Consider the following 26,046-nt stretch of genomic DNA (forward strand, 5'->3'; position numbering starts at 1 on the left):
TTTCTACCCCTCCAATGGATAAATAGGCCGCTTGATTTTTTTATATTGGAAATGACTCAAATTCGCACTGCAGCAGCCCGGTGTATCTATAAAAATTTCTCCCTTGGCAATATCGCCAAACGACGTTCTCCAAGCGACCGCAGACTTCGCGACAATGACTTTGTACGTTTCCGGCCTGATGCCTGCGGAGCGCACATGTCCCACATCAAACGGAGGCACTCTTTTCTCTGTAATGAGGATTGTCATATGCTCCAGTTCCAGCACAGCGGTTTTCCCCATATATTCTTCTTTCCCAGTCATATAGGAGCCTTGGTGAGTAAAGCGGCCGTCCGACAGCAGGCGGATTTTCCCTGTGACCGCTACAGGATCTCCGTGGAGCTCGTCACTTTTGCCGCCAATGGCCATGGACAGCTCGGCGCCAACTCCCAGTTCGTGAGCTTTGCGGGCTGCTTCCTCGTCCCGGATTACAATCAGGCTGCGCTCGTTCCACTGGACAAGAAATCGCAGCACATGAGTCGCATCGGCCGGTGAGCCTCCCCCTACATTGTCGGAACCTTCGATCCAAATAATAGGCCCTTCTGTCTGCTCCCTGGTCCAGCGTGCCGCCTCTTCAACTGTCACCTCCGGAAACTGAAATTGTTCCCGGATGCTCCAGGCGAGCTGGGTTAATTCATCCAGACAGCGCTCTGCTAATTGCTCATCCCCATCCGTTGTCACTGTAAAGGACATTCCGGCGTCGGGAATATCGCTGTACGGAAAGCCGCCGGCAACCGTGACCGCCAGCACCCCGTCAAGCTTTTCCATTCTCCAAGCAGTCTCCAGAAGTGCTTTCATCGGATTATGCGAGGTAATCATCGTCTGGGGAACGACCAGCATACGGGCATGCTTCCATGCAGTGTAAGGTCGGATTTCACCACGAATAGTCGCACACAGCAAGTCAGTTGCCTCTACTGCGCGCTCATACATATCCACATGCGGATACGTGTCATATCCGACAATGATATCGCTGCGATTCGCCAGAGACTGGCTGATGTTTGCATGCAGATCCAGGGTGACCGCAATCGGCAGGTCGGGCCCTGCTTTTTCACGGATTCTTCTGACAATCTCATCCTCCATATCGTCATGGTTTTCGGCAACCATGGCCCCGTGAAGGAACAAAACATATCCGTCTACCTCCGTAGGCAAGGTTGCGATAAGATGATCCATAAGCTCTTCGGCGGCTGCGGCGGATACCATTCCGCTGGGCGTAGCATAGGTGACGAATCCGCAGACCAGTTCAGCCTGGTTGCTCTCCGCAGCGTCTATTGTTCCTCCCATTGAGGTACGCGTACCGCGATACTTTTTGTCGAATGTAATCGCATCCTCTACCCACTGATCGCGGAAATGCTCCACCTCGGTAATTCCCGGGGCGAATGAATTCGTTTCATGGTAGATTCCCGCAACTCCTATGCGGATAGGATTGCTCATGCCGTTTCGCCTCGCTTGCTTTTTGTGTAAGCGATACAATCGATTTCGATTTTATAGCTGCCGAGGCCGACCGCACAGGTTGTTCTTGCCGGATAGGGCTTATTGACGATCTCCGCATATACTTTATTGAAAGCCGGGATGTGCTGGGAATCAGAAACAAAGACATTCATTTTGACCACATGATCCAAGGTCAAGTTCAAATAATTTAAAATCGTCTCCAGGTTCTTCACACATTGGCGGGTTTGCTCTTCAACCGTATCACCAACCAGTTCCAATGTTGCCGGATCTACTCCCACTTGACCGGAAACATAGACGAAATCCCCCGCTTCAATATAATGGGAAAAGGGCAGCGGAAATTGCGGAGCTTGAGGTACATTTACAGCTTTGGACATAGAAAATCTCTCCTTATCATTTAAAATATTTATTAGGAGCATTTTCGCCGGTGGCAAAATGCGTGCCTTACCTGATTTTTCCTCTTGCATCTACATTGATCATTCTTTCCAGGCGCCCCTTACGGACACCGAACAGTTGGTCCTGCAAATTCGTTACGGTACAGCAATGGTTAGGAATAAAGGAAAGCTCCTGACCGATTTCCAGCTGTACCCCTTCAGGCACATGCAGGTTGCCATGCTCTTCGCTCAGCCGTTCCACGTAAACCTCTGGATTCTCCACCCATTCCCCATATCCGGGAAGCTTGCGGTTAAGATCGCTGCTGAAGGTTTTGGAGCCGGCATCAATGATGGCTACGCCAGGCCGGGGCATGCTGATCACCGTGGCCTTAACGGTCATGGCCACTTCCTTGCGGTCGATCAGTCCTAATATAAATTGACTGCGGTCTCCGAACACATAGGCGCCCGGCCTCATTTCCGTTACGCCTTGCTGCTCCTCCGGAAAGAAAGAGGTAGGCGTTGACCCTACGCTTAGCTCAGGCACCTCTATCCCCTTCTCCCGCAGCAGCGTCTGGGAATAAAGCAGGCTTTCCGCCTCGTGCCGAGCCGCTTGGCGCAGGTCTGCTTCCGTCTCACAGCTGTATGCATGCCCGCTATGCGTCATTAAACCGACAATCTCTACTCCCGGCAAAAGACTGATCTGAGCCGCCAGCTCAGCGGTTGGCTCTCCCGGTGCAAGACCACAGCGGCCTAGTCCGGTATCCACATCGACATAAAGCGGAATGCGGCGGCCTAGCGAAACACCGAGCTCGGAGATGCCTTCCGCAATTTTCAGATGGTCGACGGAGACGGTGATTTGGCAGGTTTCCAACAGCTTGCCAAGCCGTTTCATTTTGGCTGTTCCATACAAGGGGAAAGCAATCAGGATGTCTGAAATTCCTGCCGCAGCCATCACCTCGGCTTCACCCAGCTTAGCTACCGTAATGCCTCCGGCACCATAACGCAGCTGTTCACCCGCAATCCACACACTTTTGTGGGTTTTCGTGTGCGGGCGCAAGCGTATTCCGTGCGCTTTAGCCCTCTCGGCCGCTGCCCGCAGATGCCGGTCAAGCAAATCCAGATCAATTAAGACAGCAGGGCTTTCCAAAAGTGTATGCTCCAACGAATTGGTCACTTGCTGTTCAACCTCCTTATCCTGCTAGATGCAGGTTATTAGTGCTTCTTGTTTTATTTAACCGAATCAAATTTTGCTAGCCTTTCAGCGACCCTACAGTTAGACCTTTAATAAAGAAGCGCTGAAATGCCAAGAAGAACAACAGCATCGGAATGAACGCCACCGTAGCGCCAGCCATCGCCAAGCCGAGATTTATACTGCTCATTCCGTAAGCCAGCTTGGAAATAGCTACAGGAAGAGTGAGCATGTCAGGGCGGTCAACCACGACCAGCTGCCATAAATACTCGTTCCAGGAATAGACAAAAGCGAATATCCCCAACGCGGCGATTGACGGTTTGCTTAAAGGCACAATGACTCTTAGAAATACTCTGATTTCGCCTGCCCCGTCTATTCGCGCTGCCTCGATTAACTCATTCGGTATGGAGCCCATAAACTGCTTGACGAGGAACACTCCCATCGGATAAGCGATAAACGGCATAATCAAACCGAGATAGGAGTTCGTCCAGCCAAAGTCAGAGATCATGATAAACAACGGAATGACCAGCACCTGGTTCGGCAGCATCATCGTCATAAGCAGCAGCCAGAAAAGGATGTTTCTTCCGGGAAACACCTTCTTGCCGAAGGCATAACCGGCCATCACGCTTGTAATAATAGCTCCAACCGCAACCATCGCGGACATAAATACACTGTTAAACAACCATCTCCACGTAGGGTTGACGGTGAACAAGGTTTTGTAATTTTGCAAGGTAGGTGACGACGGGAACCATTCTGGAGGTACCTTCATGGTGTCACTAAGAATTTTGAAGGAACCGGTAATCATCCAATACAGAGGCATTAGAAACATTAGAGCCAGGACTATAATCACGGCCAGACCGACATATCGCATAACCTTCTCGGACCGGCTCAAGCTGATACGATAATTCACCGCTGCACCTCCCTCAATATTCTGTTTCCCGACCCAAGAGACGGTACAGGATTAGCGTAATAATCGTTACGATGATAATAACAACAACTCCTAATGCCGAAGCATAGCCAAACTGGTAAAACTCGAATGCCGTCTGATACATTCTGTAGACCAGGGTCTGGGTTCCGTTAGCCGGTCCCCCATTAGTCAACAGCAAGATGACGACGAACACCTGGAATACCCCTATAGTTTGGGTAACCGCTATAAATAACGTGGTCGGTCTTAACAGAGGCAGGGTGATATGGAAAAATCGGCGCCAAGAGTTTGCCCCATCAATCATAGCTGCTTCATGCAGATCCGAAGGAATTCCGCCAAGCGCGGCCAGATACAAAATAACCGGTTGCCCTAGAACGAAGGTGATGACAACGACCATGATGGAAAGCATCGCAAGCCCCGGTGTGCCGAGCCAAGCAACCGGCTGTACGCCAAACCAGCCGAGAACGTAATTGATTAGCCCAAAGCTTGGGTTGAGCATCCACTGCCAAACCATGGACAAGACGACTCCACTGGCTACAACAGGCAAATAAAATGACACACGGAAAAAGGTCTGTGCTCCCCTGCGCAACGGATAGACCAATACGGAAATGAAGATTGACAAAATAATAACAGCTGGAACGACGCCAAGAACAATCAGCAAGGTGTTGGTCAAGGCTGTCCAGAACACCTCGTTGGATGCCATCTGAACAAAGTTGCCGAGACCGACCCAATCCCGGTTGTTCAAGCCGACATTATAGAAGCTGTAGCCGAGCCCCTTCGCCAACGGATACAAAGTGAAGACGGTAAAAAAGGCATAAGCAGGCAGAATAAAAAAGTAAGCCCAGCGGCTTGAGTATATTTGTTTCAGCAGACTCATGTAGATTATCCACCTCCTCAGTAATTACTTCGGGCCGGCCCACGTTGGAGACCGACCCGAAGCCTAGCTTGCGTTACTCACCCGACAGAATGCGATTTGCTTCAGACTCGTATTCCGCCAGCGCCTCTTCAGGTGTTTTTTGTCCTAGAATGACTGACTGTACCATTGGCTGCAGCAATACACGCAGCTCAGCAAAATGAGGAGTGGTCAAGCCATTATCTTCCGCACCATATTTAGCCATCAATTCTTGAGCAACTCGGCTTTCTTCCGGGAGATCTTCAAGCTGGGCAGATATCCGGGTCGGGAATTGACCTGCGTTGATGGCATATTCCTTCTGATATTCCGTGCTGTTTAAAAATCTGACAAACTCGATGACCCACTCTCTTTTGTAGTCATCTTCTTGCTTAAAGACAGCCAGACTGGTCGGACCGACAAGAACTCCGCTTTCCACGCCGTCCACATCCGGCTGCTTAACCATTTGCAGTTCATGTTCACCAGCAACCCGGCCTTCCTTCTGAGCGTTCTCCAGCATAGACCATATTCCTTGAGTCTGGCCGGCGAATATGCCAAGCTGTCCTTGATACAAGTAAGTTTCCAAATCGCCGTTAGCCGCTGTAACGGCACTAGGCTGCAGCAGGCCTTCATCGTTGTACTGCTTCAGCCGTTCGAGGGCCGCAACCGCTTCCGGAGAATTCAAGGCCGTCTTACTGTAATCACCATCTTTAAAAAATTGAGCCCCATGTCCCCAAAACCAGCCCAGCAGGCCGTTATCCCCTTGGGAAGTAGCGATTTGCACACCGAGGGGAAAAACGTTAGGAGCGTTGATGGCACGAATCGCTTCATCTAATTGATCGAAGCTCCAAGTCGGGTCGTCGCTATTCGGCAGCAGGTCGGCAGCGCCTTGCTGTTCCCAGAGAGCGCGGTTAACGACCATTGCACTGATCCAGGCGTAGGCAGGCAAAGCATGCAAATGACCATTGATCGTGTACATCTCGAGGTAGTCAGGCAGATAGTCGTCCAATTCTTCCTGTGGTATATAATCCTCCAGGTTTTCCAGTACGCCTTGGTGAGCATATTGTGCGGTTCTGCCCAAGTAATCTCTAAGAACATCAGGCGGCGAACCGGAGGTAATCGAGATCGGCACCCGCGTCCCCATATCCTCCCAAGTAAGCGCCTGCACTTCTATGTTGACATGAGGGTGCATATCCATGAATTTCTGTGCCTGAATCTTCTCCCAATCCCCGTAGTTAGGCGTTTGATCCTCAAGCCCTTCTACAAACTGAAAACGAGGATCTACCCAATATTGGATAGTAACCTGAGGGAGGCTGCCGTCTCCGTCATTTTCACCGGAGCCTCCGCCATTGGAGGGAGAAGGCGATGAGCCCGAGCCGCCATTATTGCCTGAACATGCCACAACAAAGATCATTAATAAGCTCATAAGGAACAGAAGCATTGGTTTCATTTTACGTATCATGTTGAATCCCCCTTGAAATGATTTGAGGTGATTTTTTGAGATGGCTTAATGAAAAAATGGATTTGTAAACGTTTACAATTACGTTTGTTTACGTTAATATCAAACCACCTCCTAACGCTTGTTGACTGTATACGCTTTCTTGTCATTCTATAAGTGTGGGAAAGCTGCTGTTCTCAGCATTACCTTCCCTATTTTATCCGGCAGCCTGGTGACCAGCCTGATTAGCTACCGGTAAAAACCAAGTTTGTGTGAAATGACTTCCGCTGCCTGTGTGACGTCTTTGGCGATTGCCTCTAGTCCGTCCAGCGGATAACGGTGTGCGGCTCCCGATATACTGATAGCTCCTTCGACCTTCCCGGAGCTATTAAAGATTGGAGCAGATATACAGCGGGCACCTACCACAATTTCCTCGTTATCGATGGCATACCCCCGCGTGCGGATTAGATTAATCTCTTCCTTCAGAGCAGCCGCGTCAGTAATTGTTGCAGCGGTTACAGGCTCGAAAATCGTCGATTGCAGCAGTCTGTCCCTCTCTTCTCTCGGAAGATGCGAGACAATGACTTTGCCGATTGCCGTGGCATGAAACGGACTGGTTGAGCCGATGCTTTCATTCATTCTCAGAGAGTTAGTGCCTTCAATAATATCGATATAGAGTACAGCGCCTTCGTTTAGTACCCCAAGATTTACGGTGTCCCCGTATTTGTCGGATAGTCGTTTCATCTCGGGCAAAGCACATACCCTTAAAGAGTTGTTTTCCAGCAGCCGTTTAGAAATGATGAGCTGCTTAAACCCTAAACAGTACTTCCCGTTTTCATGATGCCGGGACACGAACCCGCGACCTTCCAGTGTGAGCAGAATCCGGTATACGGATGACTTGTTCTTACCAAGTATGGAAGATAACTCGATCAGGCTTAAATTGTCATGCTCCGCCAATGCCTCGATTACATCCAATGCTTTTTCTATTGAGCTGATGCGATAACGGTCTTGATCCTGCATCGTTTCACTTCCATTCATCACTTGGTCACTGGTTTTACTGAGTAAAACCTAGGTTTTATTTTTATGCGATATAATAACATTACTTCTTAGATTTTGTAAATAGCTTTTTAAGGTTCACACAGGAATAAGTGCTAAACACCCGGATTTCAACCTCTGAAGCAGTCAAAATCTAGAAATCAAAACGAGGCTTCCAGAAGCCGGTTTTCACCAGCTTTTTTCTGGACAGCCCCGTATGTTAGGTGAGCTTCCATGCACATTTATCAATCAAGGGACAAAACTGCTAGCATCATTGGAACTCGGTCAACCGTTGAAACAGCGCTTTGTTTTGTTTGTATGCGTCTTTATAAATTTCGTAAAGTTCTTCGTACCTGCATACGTTTTCAGAAATCGGGCTTACCGACAGCTCGCTATATTGAACAATTGTCGAGCAGGCTTCCTGGATCGACGAGTAACGCCCTATGCCAACACCGGCCATGATGGCCGCACCTGCACTGGCTTGCTCGGCTTGTTCCACCTTCAGGATTTCCCGATTCAAGATGTCGGCCTGGATTTGCATCCAGACAGCGCTGCGCGCGCCGCCCCCCGAAGCGATAAATGTATTCATTGGAATGCCAAGGCCGCCCAATATTTCCACGCAATCCTTTAACGCAAACACCACCCCTTCCATCACGGAACGTATGAAATGGGCTTTGTCGTGTTTTAACGTAATGCCGAGAAATGTCCCCCTGGCAGCCGCATCCATATGCGGAGTTCTCTCCCCGTTTAAATAAGGCAAGAAAATAAGTCCCTCACTGCCTGGTCTGATCCCGCCGGCCAACGTATTAATATCGTTATAGGGAAGCTCAGACAAAAGCGATTTATTTAACCAGCTGAGGGATAATCCGGCAGACAACGTAGCCCCCATAATATTCCATGTCCCGGGAACGGCATTGCAAAACGTATGCGTTCTTAATTGCGGGTCATGGTATGGATGTTCTACAACCGAGTATGCCTGTCCCCCGGTTCCAATGGTCAACGATACTTGTCCTGGCAGTACAATACCGTTTCCGACTGCCTGCATGGGCTGATCTCCTCCGCCAAAGACGACCGGCGTGCCGGCAGCAAGTCCTGTTTCGAGTGAAGCCTCCCTTGTAATTTGACCTGCAATTTCATACGGGTTAAACGTCTTCGGATAGAAATCCGGCTCTAATCCTAGCTTTTCAATCAACGCCGACGACCATTGTTGGTTTGCCGTGTCAAAAGCAAGTGTGGCCGAAGCATCCGTTATATCTGTTCCCACTTCCCCCGTCAATTTCAAGCGAATATAATCTTTGGGTGACAGCACAGTGGAAATGCGCCCATAGTTTTGAGGCTCGTGGTGTTTGACCCACAGCAAGGAAATCGTTTGAAAACCGGTAAAGGCAGGATTTAACGTAATCCTTCCCAATTCGTTCTTACCTACAATGCGGTACGCATCTTCCGCCTCGCGGACAGATCGCTGATCCGACCAGACAATCGCCGGCCGAATCACTTCATGCTTATCGTCAATCAAGACCATGCCGTGCATTTGTCCGGATAATCCAATGCTTTCGATTTCATGGGGAGAGATGCCTGCATCCGCTACTGCCGAGCGCATCGTCTGCGCGGCAGCCTTCCACCATGTTTCCGGCTGCTGTTCCGCATAACCGATACTGGGTATCAATATATCGTAGCCGCCTTGAGCGGATCCGCGGATTTCACCGTTCTCCGCCATGACTATCGTTTTCACACTCGAAGTTCCTAAATCAATTCCCATCAAGTAACCCATCTTATGAGTCTCCTTTTTGATCCGGAAGAAAAGAATCTCCCGTCAGACAGTGAAAGAGATGCTTTTCTATATATGGCAAACGGGCCGCAGCATTAACATTGGGCCATTTGTTTCAAAAAGCGAAGTCCCTCGGCCAAGTCCTGATCGAGTCTCTCCTGCACATTCCCGGCGCTTGTATCGATCGCATCGCGCCAAATGCGCAAATCGCGGCCAACCGGTCCGCCCATTTTGACAAACGGCTCCATGACTATTCTACCCTGATAGTTAATGTCTTTGAGGGCTGCAAACACTTCCGGCCAACGGATATGATTGCCTTGACCCGGCACCTTGCGATTGTTCTCGCAAGCGTGAATATGGGCCAGGTAGCTTCCCGCCTTGCGAATCGCTTCCGCCATGTCATCTTCCTCGATGTTCAAGTGGAAAGTGTCCAAAAGCAATTTGCAGTTCGCACTTTCAACTTTTTTTACAAACTCCAGTCCTTCATCTACACCGTTCAGCAGATACTGTTCAAACCGGTTCACCAGTTCAATGGCATAAATGATATTGTAATCCTCTGCCACAGGAATCACTTTACGAACAGATTCCAAACCTCTTTCCAAATAATCGGCTTTCGTCTCGCGGTCCAGTAACCCCGGGTAAGTCGCTGGCCAATAGGAGTACAAAATCCCGCTTATGATAGTACCGCCCATGAAATGGGCCGCCTCCAGCATCCGTTTGGTGTATTCAATTCCGGCATTTCGCACGCTCTCGTCTTCTGAGGACATATCCATCTCCTTAGGAAATCCAATGCATATGTTCACTTCGACCTGATGAGCTTCCGCAACGTCTTTCAATTCTTTCATCTTGTTTTTGTCCAAATCCATCATATAGTTAGGCGGATTGATTTCCAAAACGCTCAAACCGAGCCGAGACGCGCGTTTAACCAGCGATATGATGTCCGTGTCCCATTGCTGCGACCAATATCCATAGTGTACTCCATACTTATACATCCGGTTTTCCCTCCACATTCGTTTCTGTTTATTTTTGTCCAAAACGGGGGCAGTGCCTTATAGTGCAACGTAACCGCCGTCGGCGTTGATCACTGCACCAGTAATGAAGCTTGACGCATTTGACGCCAAAAATACCGCAGCGCCTCCCAGCTCTTCCGGTTCGCCAAGCCGATGCATCGGCGTAAGCTCAAGCCATTTTTCCAGTGTGGCCGGCCTGCTGTCCACGTAATTATGATTCATTACCGTATTCATATAGCCCGGGGCGATCGTATTGACGCGGATGTTGTGCTTTGCCCACTCTACCGCGAGGCTTTTCGTCAACATAATGACGCCTGCTTTCGAAGCATTGTAGGAACACTGGTTTTGAGGCGTGTTCACAATCATGCCTGACATCGACGAAATGTTGATAATGGAACCGCCTTGCTGCTTGATCATCTGTTTGCCGACTTCTCTGGCTACCAGGAAAACGCCGTTTAAGTTCACGTCAATGACACGTTTGAAGGCTTCGTAGCTCATCTCTTCAGCATTCTCTACATAAGCGATACCCGCATTATTAACGAGCACATCGATTCTGCCAAAATGCTGAATGACCTGGCTGACCATATTCACCACTTGCTCCTCATTTGTGACATTCACTTTGACATATAAAGCTTCAATGCCGTATTGCTCCCGAAAAGATCCAATCAATTGATCGCTGTTTTGCTCGTTCATATCGGCAATGACAATATTCGAACCGCATTCCGCGAGCGCTTTCGCCATCGCTAGCCCCAATCCCCGCAGTCCGCCCGTTACAATTGATACTTTTCCGGTAAGATCCATCTGTTCCTTGATCCCCATCAAACCCAATCCTCCCTGTTTTAATCAGCGAAATAAGCGGCCAACAATCATTTTACGCTTCCCATTGTCATGCCCTGAACCAGATACTTCTGAATAGCGATCCCGAATATGAGAACGGGCAGCACGATCAATGTCCCGGCTGCGGCGATTTCCCCCCAGCGTATGCCCTCGAATGTAATGAAGCTGGTCACGGCAACCGGTACCGTTTTCGTTGATTCACCTGATAAAATCAATGCAAAAATGAATTCATTCCACGACATGATAAAGCAGAAGATGCTGGCGGAAGCAATTCCTGGGGCCGACAACGGCAGCGTGACGCGCAGCATGGCTCCCAGCCTGGATGTACCGTCAATTCTTGCCGCCTCTTCGAGTGCTTCAGGTATGCTTTCAAAATACCCCTTCATCATCCAGACTACGAAGGCCAGATTTATCAGCATATAGACGATCACCAAGCCGGACGTAGTATCGAGAAGATTCAGCTGCGAGTAGGTGAGATAAAACGGAAGTACCACCATGATCGGCGGCGCCATCCGGGTCGTCAAAATCCAGAAAGCCGTGTCGTCTTTTCCTTTCATATTAAATCGCGCCAGCGCATAGGCTGCCGGTATACCGAGCAGCAGGCTGAACACGATAGTCAGCAATGCCACCTGAAGGCTGTTCGCATAGTTTGCAAGAAAATCACTGTTCTGCAGCACCTGCCCATAATTGTTCATCGTAGGCGTAAAGATGAATTTGGGCGGAATGCTGAACGCATCAACCCTGTTTTTAAAAGAGGTTAAAAACAACCAGAGCAATGGAAATACAAAAAACAGGACCATGACCCACATCGCGACCTGCATGAAAAATCTTTGCGAGCCTTTCACTGCCATCGGTGATCACCCCTTCCGCAAAAGAAACGATTTGACAAATACTTGTGATATCAAGATCATCATGATCAGCATGACGATTCCGATCGCAGCCGCATAGCCCATATTCAAATACTCGAAGGCTGAAAAATAACCAAACATATTCAAGGTTTGCGTAGCCGTTCCCGGTCCGCCTTTAGTCATGACGTATATCGTGTCAAACCAGCGGAAGGCGTCCATAAACCGGAAGATGAATGCAACAATGACATAATGCTTGATCAGCGGCAGCGTAACATGGCGAAACATCTGCCAGCTGCTGGCGCCGTCTACCCGTGCCGCCTCATAAGGATCGGTAGGCAGTGACTGCAATCCCGCGAGGATGACCAATGCGACGAAAGGCGTCCATTCCCATATATCGACAACGATCAGCGCCCAAATCGCCTTATTGGAATTGGCCAGCCAATCTTGGGGAGAAAGACCGACAGACGTCAAAAAATAATTGATCACCCCGAACTGAGCGTCGTACATCATCACCCAGATCAACCCGACCACGACAGGCGTCGTAACGGTAGGGAGCAGAAAGATCGTTTTTACTATACGGTTGCCGCGAAAGTTTTTAGAGATCAGCAGGGCAAGACAAAATCCAAGGACCATCTCGGAGAATAGACTGCCTGACAAAAAGATCCCTGTTACTTTCATTGCATTCCAAAACTGCGAGTCGGCAAGCAGTTTGGTGAAATTGCCCAGACCGATGAATTCTCGGCCGGCCACATCGGCAAGATTGTAGCTCTGCAAACTGATGATCAGCGCATAAATCGTAGGAAACACCGTTGTACACAGTAAGAAAATCACAATCGGGCTCATCAGCAAAACAGCTGTCCATTTCGTTTCCAATGTAAAAAGAAGTTTCAGTTTCCTCCAAAAGCTGTTGCTGGGGGCACCCATATTTTGCGCTTGCTGTTTCACTTTACCACCCCTTCCCCAAGAAGGAGAAAGGCTTACCGATCGGCATGAATTGCGGTAAGCCAGACCCTGTCTTCCTTGCCGGCATCCATTATTCCGCTCTAATATCCTCTACATCCTTTTGTGCAGCGTCAAGAGCCTTTTTCGCATCTTCGCCGGCCAGCGTTTCGCTGATCGCGATGCTTACTCTGTCGCCAAGCTGTCTCCATTGCGTAATGCCCGGACGATAATCTCTTTCCGCTTTAGCCAGACTCTCGGTCGCTACTTCTGTCCAGTTTTCGTAAGTGTATTTAGCTTTGAATTCTTCGCTTTCCCATACGGATTGCCGAGTCGCATCAGCACGTTCTCCATCAATCGATGTTTTCAATTGGATTTCGGCGCTGTTCGCCCAGTTGATAAATTCAAACGCCTTATCCGGATTTTTCGAATCGGCAGGAATGGCCATTCCCCATGTGCCAAGACCTGTCACCTGAGCTGCCGGACCGCTTGGAATGGCCGCGTAACCTACTTTGCCCACTACCGTAGAATTTTCAGGGTTTTCCAGTCTCGGCGCAAAATTCAGCGAATCGATGACCATACCGACGTTGCCCTGCTGCATCGACAATTGAACCTGGTCCCAAGTGAAGTTTGCCGCTCCCGGAGGACCGTATTCATTTAACAGATTCGCATAGACTTCCGTAGCTTGAATCGCCTCTGGGGAATTTACGGACGGCACGCCGTTTTCATCGAACCACTCCGCACCGTAGGCAAGGAAGAAGGAAGACCACGTAAATACATTCATGCCTTCGCCGCGTGCACCGCGAATCGCAATCGCGTTATGGCCCGCATCACGGATTTTTTGCGACGTTTCAATCAATTCGTCCATCGTTGCCGGCGGTGCAGTAATGCCCGCTTCTTCAAAAATGTCTTTATTGTACATGAGTATCAGGCTCTCTCCGAAGAAAGGAATCGCATATTGTCTTCCTTCATATTGATAAGATTCCAGAAATCCCGGGAAGAAGTCGGAAGTATCCACATTGCGGGATTCAATATAGTCGGTTAAATCCAATATCCAGCCCGCCTTGGCGTATTGACTGTTTTGCACATAGTCAAACATGATGACATCGTATTCCCCGGTTCCGCCGGCCATAGCGAGTTCTGTTTTGCTTTTCAGCTCATTTTGCGGCAGAACATCAAATTTGGCTTTAATGCCTGTTTCCGCTTCAAAATCTTTAAGCAGCACTTCCAATGCGTCCACTGCGGAATGCCGCTGAACAGCAATATTTAATGTTACATCCGATGCGGGTGCAGAGCTGTTACCGTTCGTGCCACCTGTCTGATTTGGCGAGTTACTGCTGCCGCAGCCCGCAATAACCAGCAATGCTACCAAACTAACGGTCAAAAATTTTAATCTTTTCATTTTGACATCCCCTTCTTAGTAAAGTTACTGTTCATTAACAAGTTGTTTTTCTTCTAATCAACTCGACGGGTACGACATAGCTCCGTTGGAATTTTCGGTTTTGGATAAGCTCCAGCAGGGACGAGGCGGCCAATTCTCCGAGTTTTGTTTTATCCTGATTAATCGTCGTCAAGGCCGGGTAACTGTATTTTCCGGCGGAGATGTTGTCGAATCCGACAATTTTGACCTGTTTCGGCACCTCTATGCCATGCTCCCGCAAGGCGTACAGCGAACCAAGCGCGAGCCAATCGGTCGTAGCGAATATACCATCGAATTTAATCCCTTTCTTGATCGCATTGGACACCGCCTCCTGAGAAGCTTCAACCGATATGTTCATCGGAATGTTGAGTGAAGGGTCATAGGTCAAACCGTATTTGCGCAATGCGCTCATATACCCTTGGAATCGCCCTTCCATTGGTGCAATGTAATCCCTTTCATCCTTTAGCAGCAATATTCTTTGACAGCCTTGACTGATTAATTCTTCCGTAGCCAAAAATCCCCCCTGGAAGTTGTCCGATTCAATAATGATGCTGTTATTATTTTTCTGGCGCCGGTCAATGCATACGGAAGGCAGCCTGACATGACCGGGTATTTCACCATAGCCGGAAATATAGATGAGACCGTCAACTCCCTTCGCGTCAAGGTCTTCCAAGTACAGTTTTTCTTTATCTATATTTTCGCTTGTATTGCAGACGAAAACCGAGTAACCGCGAGGTACGCAATAGTTTTCTACAGCCAAAACGATACTGGAGAAAAATTCATTGGTAATATCGGGTATAATGATGCCTATCGTTTTGGATTGATGCGTACGCAAGCTTTTTGCGACATTGTTGGTTCGATAATTGTGTTCTTCGATGATTTCCAATATTTTGCGTTTCGTTTCCTCGGAGTAGCGGCCCGTTTGGTTTAAAACTCGTGAAACCGTTGCCACGGAAACACCGGCAAGCTCTGCAATTTTCGCGATTGTCATCTTTTCCACATTTCAGACCTCGTTTTTTAAAGATTATTGAAAAACCTTCTCCCGAATTAATATCAATATCAGCAGGTGCGTAATCGTTTACGCAAGAATGAAAAAAAATTTGTTTACTCCATCCCCTTCTCTTCACTCGCTTCCTTCATTTTTTGCGTAATCGTTTACGCAACTGAGTAATCGTTTACGCAAAATAACAAATTTTATCCCTCCTCCTCAATACAACCTTGTTATGAATTATAAGGTAAGCGATTTCAATTGTAAATACCTTTCTCGAAATGTTAGTTTTTTAGGCAACCGCAAAGGCAGGAAATCTCTCGGACTCCAAGCGTACGCCCTTTCTGCAGGGGCCTGCTTGAACTAATTCTGTCAAAAAAAGAGAAGCCTGGATCAGCTTCTCTTCGGTATTGTTTTGACCCGGTGGAGGACTTCTTCCGCATGGCGCACACGCTCTTCAGTTGGGGGATCAACGCCTTCCAGCGAGTAAGCAAGGCCCAAGTTCTCCCACTTATACACGCCGAGCTTATGATACGGCAGCACTTCTATTTTTTCCACATTATTTAATGTAGCGATAAAATCGGACAAACGCTGCAAATAGACATCGTTATCTGTGTGCCCCGGCACTAACACATGACGGACCCAGACAGGTATATGCTTTTCCTCCAAATAGCGGGCCATATCGAGAATATGCTCGTTAGATACCCCCGTCAGCTCCTTATGCTCCGCCGGGTCGATATGTTTTAAATCTAATAATACCAAATCGGTCAGCTCCAGCAGCCTATCCAGTTTTTCCATAAAACGAGGGGAACGACTGAAACATCCAGCAGAACTGTCGATCGTTGTGTGCACGCCTAACTTCTTCAGCTCCGTGAATAGTTCAACCAAGAACTCCACGTGAAGCAGCGGTTCCCCTCCACTTACGGTCACTCCTCCATTGCTGGCCTGAAAGAACGGCAGATAGTCTTTAATATCCTGCACTAATTCTTGAACCGACATTTCCTTCCCTAGACCTATCTCCCAAGTATCGGGATTATGACAAAATTTACAGCGCAATAAACACCCTTGTGTAAAAATGACATATCGCAGGCCAGGTCCGTCGACGGTGCCGCACGTTTCTATCGAATGAATTCGTCCCTTTATGTCGCTCCCCTCCTCTTCCAAGTTATGGAGAATTCGCCTTGCTGACTTTTGTTTGCACATTTACATGCTTTCATGGAATGTGCGATTGATAACATCGATTTGCTGCTCTCTCGTTAACTTAATGAAGTTAACGGCATAGCCGGATACACGAATGGTCAACTGCGGATATTGCTCCGGATGTTCCATCGCATCCAGCAATGTTTCGCGATTCAATACGTTGACGTTTAAGTGATGGCCGCGCTTGACCGCGTAACCATCCAACATCCCAGCCAGATTTGCTTTTCTCGTTTCTTCATCTTTACCTAATGCCTCAGGCACAATCGAGAACGTATTCGAGATGCCGTCCAGAGCATATTCATATGGCAGTTTGTCAACAAAACTCAGCGAAGCCAGCGAGCCTTTCTGATCGCGTCCGTGCAGCGGATTGGCCCCTGGTGCAAATGGTTCGCCCGCCTTGCGTCCATCTGGCGTATTGCCCGTTTTCTTGCCGTATACGACATTGGAAGTGATCGTCAAAATCGACTGGGTATGCACCGAATTACGATAGGTCGGGTGTTTCTTTATTTTGTTCATGAACGACTTCACAAGCTCTACCGCGATTTCGTCGACACGATCGTCATTGTTTCCGTATTTCGGAAAGTCGCCTTCTGCTTCATAATCGACGACAATCCCGTTTTCGTCCCGAATCGTCCTTACTTTCGCATATTTTATTGCACTTAACGAATCGGCAACAACGGAGAGGCCCGCTACACCACAAGCCATCGTTCGTACGATTTCACGGTCATGAAGCGCCATTTCGATGCGCTCATAACTATATTTGTCATGCATGTAGTGAATGATGTTCAAGGCATTAACATATAACCCGGCTAACCACTCCAAGACCGTATCATATTTTTCCATTACTTCTTCATAGTCCAAATATTCTGAAGTGATAGGGGCATAGCGGGGGGCGACCTGTATTTTCAGCTGTTCGTCAACACCGCCGTTAATAGCGTACAGCAGCGCTTTGGCCAGGTTAGCACGCGCACCGAAAAATTGCATTTGCTTGCCAATCCGCATCGCCGATACACAACAGGCAATGCCGTAATCATCGCCGTAATACTCGCGCATCAGGTCATCATTCTCATATTGAATGGAACTCGTTCTGATCGACATCATGGCACAATATTTTTTGAAGTTATCCGGTAATTTCGTGGACCAAAGCACCGTCAAGTTTGGCTCCGGCGCCGGCCCCAAATTATCCAGGGTGTGTAAGAAGCGGTAGGAGTTCTTCGTGACTAGCGGGCGTCCATCCTCCGCGATACCCGCTAACGATTCGGTCACCCAGGTCGGATCCCCGCTAAACAGTTCATTATACTCAGGAGTTCTGGCGAATTTGACCAGACGAAGCTTCATTACAAAGTGATCCACCAGTTCCTGTGCTTCTTCTTCTGTGATGACTCCGTTCTGAATATCCCTTTCTACATAAATATCCAGGAAAGTCGATACACGTCCCAAACTCATGGCCGCGCCATTCTGCTCTTTGATCGCCGCGAGGTAACCAAAGTACAGCCATTGGAAAGCTTCCCGGGCCGTTGCTGCCGGTGTGGAAATATCAAATCCGTAAGTCTCGCCAAGCTGTTTCAATTCTTTCAGGGCGCGAATTTGTTCGGATATTTCTTCACGATCACGGATGATCTCCTCCGTCATCGTCCCGTTCCCGATCAGATTAAGCTCTTGTTTCTTTACTGCAATCAGACGGTCGACACCATAAAGAGCTACACGGCGGTAGTCGCCGATAATTCGTCCGCGGCCATAAGCATCAGGCAGACCTGTTATAATGCCGGCCTTTCTTGCGGCTAGCATTTCTGGTGTATAGGCATCAAACACACCTTGATTGTGCGTTTTGCGATAATGGGTGAAGATATCAACTACTTCCTTATCCACTTGATACCCATACGATTCGGCAGCAGTTACGGCCATCCGGATACCGCCAAAAGGCTGAAGCGATCGCTTGAACGGTTCGTCTGTCTGGATACCGACGATTTTTTCTTGAGCTTTGTTTAAATACCCGGCATCATGGGACGTAATCGTAGATACGATGCGCGTGTCCAAATCGTATACGCCGCCTCTTTCTCGCTCTTCCTTAGTCAACTGCATAACTTGCTGCCACAGCGCCTTTGTTGCCTCTGTTGGACCTGCTAAAAACTGCTCGTTTCCTTCATATAAAGTGAAGTTCTGCAAAATAAAATCGCGAACATCAATTTCTTTCTGCCAATTCCCTCCGCGGAAACCATCCCAAGGAGATCGTTTGGCAATTATTTCTGCTGTTTTCATATCGTAAACCCCCTTCATTGAATAGTTTTGTGAAAATATTCACAAGTCTTTCTGATTTTATTATATTCCCTTACCGGCACAAAAGAAATGAGAATTGTCACAATTCTTAAAATGTTCAAATTCCATTAACTATCCGCATGAATTGTCTATTTGGAAAACTGCTGCTTAGGGCCGCCCCGCTAGCCCCACAAATGAAGCTGGCCCGAAAAACGCAATGTTTTCGGGCCAGCTTCATTTCGCTATTCTGCGACTCCTCGCCGCTTCTATGCAAGTTTTTCTCGTTATTCTGCTGCTTTGAAAACGGCATAGTTGCCTGCATGGCTATTCACGCTGTTTCGCACGGAATTGGCCTGGTGACATATCCAAAAGCCGCTGAAATACCCGGTTCAGATTCCGTTCGGAATACCCGACCGCTTTTGCAATTTCCTGAATGCTATCCTCGGTTTCCCTTAGCAGCCGCTTAGCCTCTCCTACCTTGCACTCCATGACATAGTCCACGAATGAAATTCCGGTCTCCTTGCGAAACAAACGGCTCAAGTAGGATGGACTCATGCCAACCAGCTCAGCGCATTCCGTAAGCGAAATGTTTTCCCCGACATTTTGCTTAACATGCTGCCATACCTTCTGTACGGCTGCACGCCCCCCCAAACTCCGGTTCTCATCAAGGATATCGGAATAAAGCGGAAACAGCACATCGATGAACCATTCCACGATTTCATCCATCGTTTTCCGGCTTTTCAATTGGTCGAACCAATTATTTTCCATAATATCCAGCAACCCGATTCCCTGCTGTTCAATCGAACGAATAATGGAAGAGAGCAAAACATGATAGCTTTGATTAATCAGGTTGTACGATTCACTCGTTTTGACGACTTCCGCAAATTCCCTGATGCTGGTTTGCGCCTGCTCTTCATCGCCGCGGATTAAGCTCTCTATAATTTCTGTTTCCAGCTCTCTCGGATAAAAGAACATCGGCTGTTTTTTCGCCTGATCGTTTTTGTAATAGTTGATCGCTGTCCGGCTGTTGAACATCCGGTATTGCAGGGCGAGCAGCGCCTCCCTGTACGACTTCGGCACCTGCACCAGCGAATCGCATACCTGCCCAATCCCGATAGAAACCGTAAAAGACAAATAATGGTTCAAGGCTTCGCATACCGATTCCGCAAATTGATCCATATCCCTGTTCCAGCATTCGATATCTGTCGCTTCTTCTGCGCGCAGAAGAATAATCGCTTCCTTGTCATCGCCACTGATTACATAACCGCTTAATGAATGCTTCTGCAGCAGCTCCTTGATGACATTCGCAATGGCAAAAGCAATGACCGGCCCTTCTTCAGGCAGAAATCGTTTTTCTTTATACATTTGCTCCGGCATTACAACCATGACGGTATAGGTGCCGTTTTGTTCGATCTGCAGCCGCTCGCTCTCAGCAATGATCTCACGGGAATGCGGGATCTTCCCTTTGACCAGCTTGGCGAGGAACTGCTCCCGGATATTGGGCTCCAGTTCATTCAAATGCCTTTTTAACGATTCCGACTGCTCATGCATATAATTGAGGCATTCAGACAAATAGTCGAATTCATTGCCATCCTGATTGGACAGTTCTTTCCTTCTCGACAGCGCCCTTCCCTGCCGGATTAGCCGTTCTACCGGATTGTAGGCGAGCTTGGAGCTGATGTACGACATAATAACGCCCACGATTAAAAAGATGACCGTCGTATATACGATCATGGCTTGAATCCACTTGAGCTGCCCCGCAATCACTTCTTCGCTAATGGAAGCTACATATAATCGGTCCAAAAGTGTCTTTCGGTAAAAATGGAGCGTATCGCGGCCAGCATCGTCTTTACCGTAAATAATCCCGCTGTTGCCGGAGGCCGCGGCAATTTGCTGAATGATCGGATGATGAGTAATATCCGTCCCCAGGCTCATTTTGTCGGTAGAATGAAATAAGATTTTCCGGTTAGAGTCCGCAATCAAATAATGAATATCTCCATACAAATCGGATTGAACGCGAAGATCCTGGGAAATATCATCCTCCCTGACCTGGATAATGACAGCCCCTTCCCGCTCGCTTGTGCTGTTCACCGGCAATCCCCGGATATAAGAAATAATCCCTTGCTGCTCGGCGCTTGGCAGGTAAACCCAGCCCGCCTGCCTTTCCAGAGCCATCACGTAATCCACGTCTTCCCGGTAACGGTAATGATCCTTCTGCACGTATCCGTATTCGTTGGATAGAACCAAATCGGCTGAAGCGTTATAATACACCATTTCATGGATAATCCCGTGCGTATTTTTGCGTATGGTCATGCTGTTTAACATGTCGGCATGATAAATAAAATCTTCTTTAAAATCTTGTCTCAGAAAGGAGTCCCTAACCAATTGACTGCTGGAAAATTGCAGCGAATCATATTCGACGGCGGCCAACTTGTCCTCTATCCGTTCCATTAGCAGCTCCAACGAGGACATATGCTGAACTTTAAATTCCTCCGTCAATCGGGAGACTGAAATGTTATAGTACACTGTTCCTACAAGAACAATGGGAATGTACACGGACAAGCAAACCAACCAGATCAGCTTGCGAAAATAGGTGGTCCGGTTCGTCGAATTTAAGGGAAACCAGCGTTTTCTCATGTTAGCCTCAATGTCTCCCATAGTGATAGTGGAGGCAAATGCATCTTGATGTAACCACCTTCCTGAACGATTTGCAATTCTTGGCCGGCTTGTAAGGCTGTCGCTTTCACAAATGGCTTCCTCGGATCCTGCTTTACCTTGACGACCAGCCCGTGGAGAGGAACGTTAGCCGTAAGCGGCCTGCGGCCGCTGCCGTTAACGAGATGGATGAGCAGCCCGCTTTCCTTGCGGAATGAGCTGACCTGCAGGCCGGGGCTGTGACTGACCTCGATCGCAGGACCTTCAGGCTGCAAATAGCGAACCAGGTTGTGTACAAGCAGGTAATGCTCTCCCAGGCGAAACTCGTTTATGAGAGAGCTTAACGAGAATGTGAGCAGCAGCACCCGTCCTTGTCCGCAAGCCCGGCTCACAATAAGCGGCAGGTCGGTTCGTCTGACCGCCAGGGAAGCTCTTTCCGGCGGAGCGCCAACGCTTTCCAGCGGCGAGAACGGCGGCACAAGCGTTGCCAGAACCTCCGTATCCGCCAAAGGTCGGCAGTAGGCTACCCGGCCGCGGTGGGCGATAAGCGGCGCGAGTTCCATGCCGGCACGCAGCGGCTCTCCCGCCTGCTCAAAACGAAGGTAGGAAGCGATCAGCTCTTCACTGACCGATACGTGTTCTTCCACTCCAAGCCATGCATGAAGCTGCGCAAGCTCCGTCTGCTCTGGAATTCCTTCCACCAGGACGCTTCCTCCAGACTTAGCAAATTGCTGCAAAGCCTGCAGAAGCCCGGGTGTCCATTCTATTCCGCCAGGTACTACTACCAGTTTATACCGGGCTAGCCGGCCGTCCTCGGCCTGCTCTGGCAGGATAACATCGAACGGAACCTGGCGCTCTAAAAATCCATCAGCCCACCCTTCCGCTGTCGCTTCCGCATTCCAGAGCAGGGCTGCCTCACTGCTGCTGACCGTCTCAAACATATACGGCTCAATCCGCTTCACCATTTCATTGTGTTCCTGGACAACCTGTAAAACCCTTTTGTCCTCTATCGTATCGGGCACCCCGGTAAGCGAGTGCCAGATCATCCCGCCGTTTGCTGGAATTTGACACAGCCAGAAGCGATATTCTGCAGGAGGAAGTCCGGTATGGCGCCAATCCATTCCTGGACTGGAGTGGACAATGCCAAAGGGAGCCGTTCGATCCGGCAGGCTGCGGCCAAGCTTGATGCTCAGAGCAGGCTTCCAAAACTCCGGTATGTTATGATGGCCAAGCGACAGCACATCCTGGGGCTCCGTGCACAGCATATCAGCAGTTGCTGCACGGTCGTATAAGTTGTCCCGGTATAAATTATAATACAGAATCAAGGGAATGGACGGGGCGGTTTGTTTAATTCGCCCGTACAGCTGATCAATATTTTCCTTCATGCTATTTGTTGCCCATGAAGGGTGGATCTGCTCGCTCTTAGCAGGCAGCGGTTCTCCGTACATTTGCTTGTATTTTCTTTGACAGGTTGAACAGCAGCAGCGAATGTAGCCGGGATTATTGAAAAAGACACCATCTATCGGATACCGGTTCAGCACCTCTTCCAGCACAGGAATGGCCACACCATCCGTACGATATGCCCCGTTAATGCAGGTCGACATTAACAACGACCAATTGCCCGGCCGGCGAGCTCCGATAATTTGGGGCTCCCCGGCAGCATCGCGGACAAACCATTCCGGACGCTGCAAATAAACGGAATCCTCAGCTTTACTGAAGTCAAATCGAGCAACAAAGCGTAACCCTCGATCGTGGCAGGCCCTGATAACTTCCATCAACAAATCGCCATTCTCAGGCAAATATTCGTTCATGGTATGGTAAGGCACTTCCGTCCGATACCAGGCATAAATTCCCCCAACATTAAACACTACCGTGTTGGCGCCAAGCTCAGCCAGCTGATCGGCCAAGCGGCCGGGCTGGATATGAGAAGTGTCTTTCACCTGCAAATTCGGCTGTATGATTCTTAACGGTTTTTCCCACCAGGTCTTGGTCACTTCATTCATCCCCTATTCCTTCTTATTTCAAAGGCAGAAAAGGCAGAAGCGCGCTCAGGGCTCCCGTCCTTTGCCTATTCCGCTCCCGCCTTTCCCTGTCCCCGCCCACAAAAATTCATGAGCAGCTATACGGCTTTGCCATATTCATGTTTACTCAATTTGGTGAAAGATTTTGTATTCCTCAGCAAGCTCAAGAAATGCCGCTTTCATTTCCGGTTTCTCAACGATTTCGTTTACATAGTTGCGATATTCATCCATCGTGATTTGTCCAACAATAGCTCTTGTAACCATCGTTGTCCATTCATTGGAATATTTGGCCCACTCTCTCAGCCATTTATCGGAATGGAGGCCTGTTTTGGACTCTATCTTGCCAATCTCATCAAAATGAGCTACGGATGCTTTCTTCGCATCATTGTACTCTTTGCTTCCAGAGGCGCTTTCTACCTTGCCCCACTTGGCGTAGGCGAGCACACCAGCACCTTTGGCCGTCGTATTTATTTCTTTGGTTCCAAGATCGTTCAACACTTTCTGTCCATCAACGATATCATGATGAACCCCTTCAATTCCGTAATAGGCCAGGTCAGTCAGCTCTTCCGAGGCCGTGAGCTCGAAATAATCGAGCAGCTGCAGCACCTTCTCCTCGGGAACCTTCTTGGAGATGAAATAACCGCCGGATACACCCGTAGCCAAATTGACACTCATTCCACCCGGTCCCTCCAACGCCAGATTAACGATTTCCGGGTCCGGCTGGGTACGGGAAATCGCATCTTCATACTCTTTATCCCACCAAATACTGCGCACATATGAAGCAGCGCGCCCAGATTTGAACAATTCTTCCGCCTGCGTTTTTTTCATAACGGAAAACTCTTTAGCCAAAACGCCATCATTGTACAGCCCTCTAAACCACTCCACCATATCACCATACATCGGTGTGAGCTCCTTCGGCACTAGACCGCCCTCTTCGTTGAAATATGGGTCAAGTCCGCCAAAGGCCCCGGAGAAGGCATCGTCTCCATCGTCAACAATGACACCATGGCCGATCAGCCCGAGCGTATTGGTGCCTGCCGGATCCTCATCCACGATCCGCTTCAGGGCGTCACGGTATTCATCCAGTGTGGTAGGTACCGGGATACCCAGCTGATCCAACCAGTCTTTACGGATTTTAATGCCGATGTCAATACGGGAACGCGAGCGCGGCAGGCCGTAGATCTTGCCATCCACCGAGACGTACTTTTGCCAATCCTCAACCAGATTGTTTTTCAAGTTCGGGTAATTGCTGAAATCCCCAAGAAACGGAGTCAAATCCCAGAATGCTCCATTTTTGATCGCATTTACAAGCGGCGGACGCATATCCGGTGAAGACAGCACCTCAGGCAAATCTCCAGATGCTAGCACCAGGTCCATTTTCGTATTCAAATCGCCGGACGGTACCCATTCCATATCGAGAACTGTGTTGGTCCGCTTCTGCCACTCACTCCAATAAGCATTGTCCATTTCCGGAAGCTCATTATATAATCCGGCAAACATCTGGATATGAAGCGGTTCTTCATTCTGCTCTTCCGTACCGGAATTATCTGCTCCAGTACCCTGATTGCCCCCGGCAGAGCCGCCTGTACCGCCCGATCCGCTATTTCCCGAGCCCGGTCCGCCGGAACAGCCCGCTACGACCACCAGTGTCAGACTGAGCAGCATCATCTGTTTCATCCAACTGCTTTTCATGTCAACCTCACCCTCCGATTTTTTGTATTTGTAAGCGAATTCAACTGAACTGACATTGGATGTCATCCGCTTAGCCTTCATCATAGTCGCTCACGGGAAGGCGTAATACAGACATTCCTTGCGAATAGCTCCCATTTCATGGGAAGGTCAAAATATGTCCGCAAAGCCTTCCGCCAAATCAGCCTTTTATGGAACCCAGCATAACCCCTTTGGCAAAATATTTCTGCAGGAAAGGATAGACCACAAGAATCGGCAGCATCGAAAGCACGATCGACGCCATCCGGATTGTCTCCTGCGGCACCACGCTTTCGTCTCCTACGGAGCCCGCTGCACCGACTCCATTCGAATCGGAGTCAATAACGAGTGTCTTGACCAGAACCTGCAGCGTCCACTTGGTCGAATCGGACAGATAGATCAGGGCATTAAAATAAGTGTTCCAATGCGCCACCGCGAAAAACAGGGTAAAGGCAGCAATAGCCGGCATGGATAACGGAATAATGATACGGAAAAACACGCCAAGATCATTAGCTCCATCAATTTTGGCGGCATCCTCAAGTTCGCCGGGAAGCGAATCCATAAAGCTTTTGATGACGATGATGCTCCAAGCATTCGTCAGCGCGGACAGAATTAATGCCCAATAGCTGTTGATCAAGCCCAGCTCTCTAATCAATAAATAATTCGGGACAATCCCCGCATTAAAGACCAGGGTGAAAATGACGATGCCTAAGATCCAGCCCCGACCGGGCATAGTTTTTTTGGTTAGGCCATATGCCATCGTAAAAGAACAAATCACATTCAGAATTGTCCCTACAACTGTAACATAAACAGTGCTTTTGAGAGCATTCATAAAACTGTTCGTAGACAATATATATTCGTAAGCCGCGAGAGACCATTTCTCTGGAAATAAATAGTACTTAAGCGGCACATAAGCATCAGGATCGGTGAAGGATACACTGAATACATAAAGAAACGGGAAAAGGCTGATAACGGAAATGAGCACAATAGCCGAGTAGTTAAAGACATCTCCTATGGTCATTCCTTTCTTGTGAACAAAACTCATAGAACTTCCTCCTTCTGGAT

At 48.7% G+C, this 26,046-nt stretch carries 20 protein-coding genes; all 20 read right to left on the reverse strand.

Annotated elements, in window-relative coordinates:
* Positions 1 to 3 precede the first annotated feature (3 nt).
* The 20 genes from PSHG_RS02530 to PSHG_RS02625 all read right to left on the reverse strand — a co-directional run bounded on the left by PSHG_RS02530 (position 4) and on the right by PSHG_RS02625 (position 26,026).
* A complete protein-coding gene (locus PSHG_RS02530) occupies positions 4 to 1,467 on the reverse strand; it encodes a M81 family metallopeptidase (RefSeq protein ID WP_010268994.1) in 1,464 nt (487 codons plus the stop codon).
* Positions 1,464 to 1,859 carry a RidA family protein gene (locus tag PSHG_RS02535; protein WP_010268997.1) on the reverse strand — a complete coding sequence of 132 codons (396 nt, stop codon included), beginning with the start codon at positions 1,857 to 1,859 and terminating at the stop codon, positions 1,464 to 1,466. The genes PSHG_RS02530 and PSHG_RS02535 overlap by 4 nt, the downstream gene beginning before the upstream one ends.
* A 67-nt stretch (positions 1,860 to 1,926) precedes the next feature.
* Positions 1,927 to 3,030, reverse strand: coding sequence for an alanine racemase (locus tag PSHG_RS02540; RefSeq protein ID WP_010269000.1), 1,104 nt, complete (start codon positions 3,028 to 3,030; stop codon positions 1,927 to 1,929).
* A 76-nt stretch (positions 3,031 to 3,106) separates the two neighbouring features.
* The gene (locus PSHG_RS02545) at positions 3,107 to 3,955 is read right to left on the reverse strand and encodes a carbohydrate ABC transporter permease (RefSeq protein ID WP_010269002.1); all 849 of its coding nucleotides are present in this window, start codon (positions 3,953 to 3,955) and stop codon (positions 3,107 to 3,109) included.
* 13 nt (positions 3,956 to 3,968) lie between these two features.
* Positions 3,969 to 4,847, reverse strand: coding sequence for a carbohydrate ABC transporter permease (locus PSHG_RS02550; protein WP_010269006.1), 879 nt, complete (start codon positions 4,845 to 4,847; stop codon positions 3,969 to 3,971).
* 73 nt (positions 4,848 to 4,920) lie between these two features.
* The gene (locus tag PSHG_RS02555; protein ID WP_010269012.1) at positions 4,921 to 6,321 is read right to left on the reverse strand and encodes an extracellular solute-binding protein; all 1,401 of its coding nucleotides are present in this window, start codon (positions 6,319 to 6,321) and stop codon (positions 4,921 to 4,923) included.
* A gap of 225 nt (positions 6,322 to 6,546) precedes the next feature.
* Positions 6,547 to 7,317: an IclR family transcriptional regulator gene (locus PSHG_RS02560; RefSeq protein WP_010269016.1), complete on the reverse strand. Its 771-nt coding sequence runs from the start codon at positions 7,315 to 7,317 to the stop codon at positions 6,547 to 6,549.
* A gap of 286 nt (positions 7,318 to 7,603) precedes the next feature.
* The gene (xylB, locus tag PSHG_RS02565; RefSeq protein ID WP_010269019.1) at positions 7,604 to 9,103 is read right to left on the reverse strand and encodes a xylulokinase; all 1,500 of its coding nucleotides are present in this window, start codon (positions 9,101 to 9,103) and stop codon (positions 7,604 to 7,606) included.
* Between the two features lie 92 nt (positions 9,104 to 9,195).
* Positions 9,196 to 10,092, reverse strand: coding sequence for a D-psicose 3-epimerase (locus PSHG_RS02570; protein WP_010269023.1), 897 nt, complete (start codon positions 10,090 to 10,092; stop codon positions 9,196 to 9,198).
* 57 nt (positions 10,093 to 10,149) lie between these two features.
* Positions 10,150 to 10,929 (reverse strand): SDR family NAD(P)-dependent oxidoreductase, encoded by a 780-nt coding sequence (locus tag PSHG_RS02575; RefSeq protein ID WP_010269025.1) that lies wholly within the window; start codon positions 10,927 to 10,929, stop codon positions 10,150 to 10,152.
* Positions 10,930 to 10,976: 47 nt separating this feature from the next.
* Positions 10,977 to 11,798, reverse strand: a complete 822-nt coding sequence (locus PSHG_RS02580) for a carbohydrate ABC transporter permease (RefSeq protein WP_010269029.1) — start codon at positions 11,796 to 11,798, stop codon at positions 10,977 to 10,979.
* 6 nt (positions 11,799 to 11,804) lie between these two features.
* Entirely contained in the window at positions 11,805 to 12,740 is a 936-nt protein-coding gene (locus PSHG_RS02585; protein ID WP_010269032.1) for a carbohydrate ABC transporter permease, read from the reverse strand.
* A gap of 88 nt (positions 12,741 to 12,828) precedes the next feature.
* Positions 12,829 to 14,136, reverse strand: coding sequence for an ABC transporter substrate-binding protein (locus tag PSHG_RS02590; protein ID WP_010269035.1), 1,308 nt, complete (start codon positions 14,134 to 14,136; stop codon positions 12,829 to 12,831).
* Positions 14,137 to 14,170: 34 nt separating this feature from the next.
* The gene (locus PSHG_RS02595) at positions 14,171 to 15,145 is read right to left on the reverse strand and encodes a LacI family DNA-binding transcriptional regulator (protein WP_042121327.1); all 975 of its coding nucleotides are present in this window, start codon (positions 15,143 to 15,145) and stop codon (positions 14,171 to 14,173) included.
* A 390-nt stretch (positions 15,146 to 15,535) separates the two neighbouring features.
* The gene (gene pflA, locus PSHG_RS02600) at positions 15,536 to 16,345 is read right to left on the reverse strand and encodes a pyruvate formate-lyase-activating protein (RefSeq protein WP_042121072.1); all 810 of its coding nucleotides are present in this window, start codon (positions 16,343 to 16,345) and stop codon (positions 15,536 to 15,538) included.
* Entirely contained in the window at positions 16,346 to 18,601 is a 2,256-nt protein-coding gene (gene pflB / locus PSHG_RS02605) for a formate C-acetyltransferase (protein WP_010269043.1), read from the reverse strand.
* 321 nt (positions 18,602 to 18,922) lie between these two features.
* Positions 18,923 to 21,235: a helix-turn-helix domain-containing protein gene (locus tag PSHG_RS26455; protein WP_010269046.1), complete on the reverse strand. Its 2,313-nt coding sequence runs from the start codon at positions 21,233 to 21,235 to the stop codon at positions 18,923 to 18,925.
* Positions 21,232 to 23,256 (reverse strand): alpha-amylase family protein, encoded by a 2,025-nt coding sequence (locus PSHG_RS02615; RefSeq protein WP_010269048.1) that lies wholly within the window; start codon positions 23,254 to 23,256, stop codon positions 21,232 to 21,234. The genes PSHG_RS26455 and PSHG_RS02615 overlap by 4 nt, the downstream gene beginning before the upstream one ends.
* Positions 23,257 to 23,397: 141 nt before the next feature.
* On the reverse strand, positions 23,398 to 24,966 hold the full coding sequence (locus tag PSHG_RS02620) for an extracellular solute-binding protein (protein ID WP_042121329.1): 1,569 nt from the start codon (positions 24,964 to 24,966) through the stop codon (positions 23,398 to 23,400).
* Positions 24,967 to 25,144: 178 nt separating this feature from the next.
* Positions 25,145 to 26,026 carry a carbohydrate ABC transporter permease gene (locus tag PSHG_RS02625; protein ID WP_010269052.1) on the reverse strand — a complete coding sequence of 294 codons (882 nt, stop codon included), beginning with the start codon at positions 26,024 to 26,026 and terminating at the stop codon, positions 25,145 to 25,147.
* Positions 26,027 to 26,046 lie beyond the last annotated feature (20 nt).

The sequence above is a fragment of the Paenibacillus senegalensis JC66 genome (assembly GCF_000285515.1).
GTDB lineage: Bacteria > Bacillota > Bacilli > Paenibacillales > NBRC-103111 > Paenibacillus_L > Paenibacillus_L senegalensis.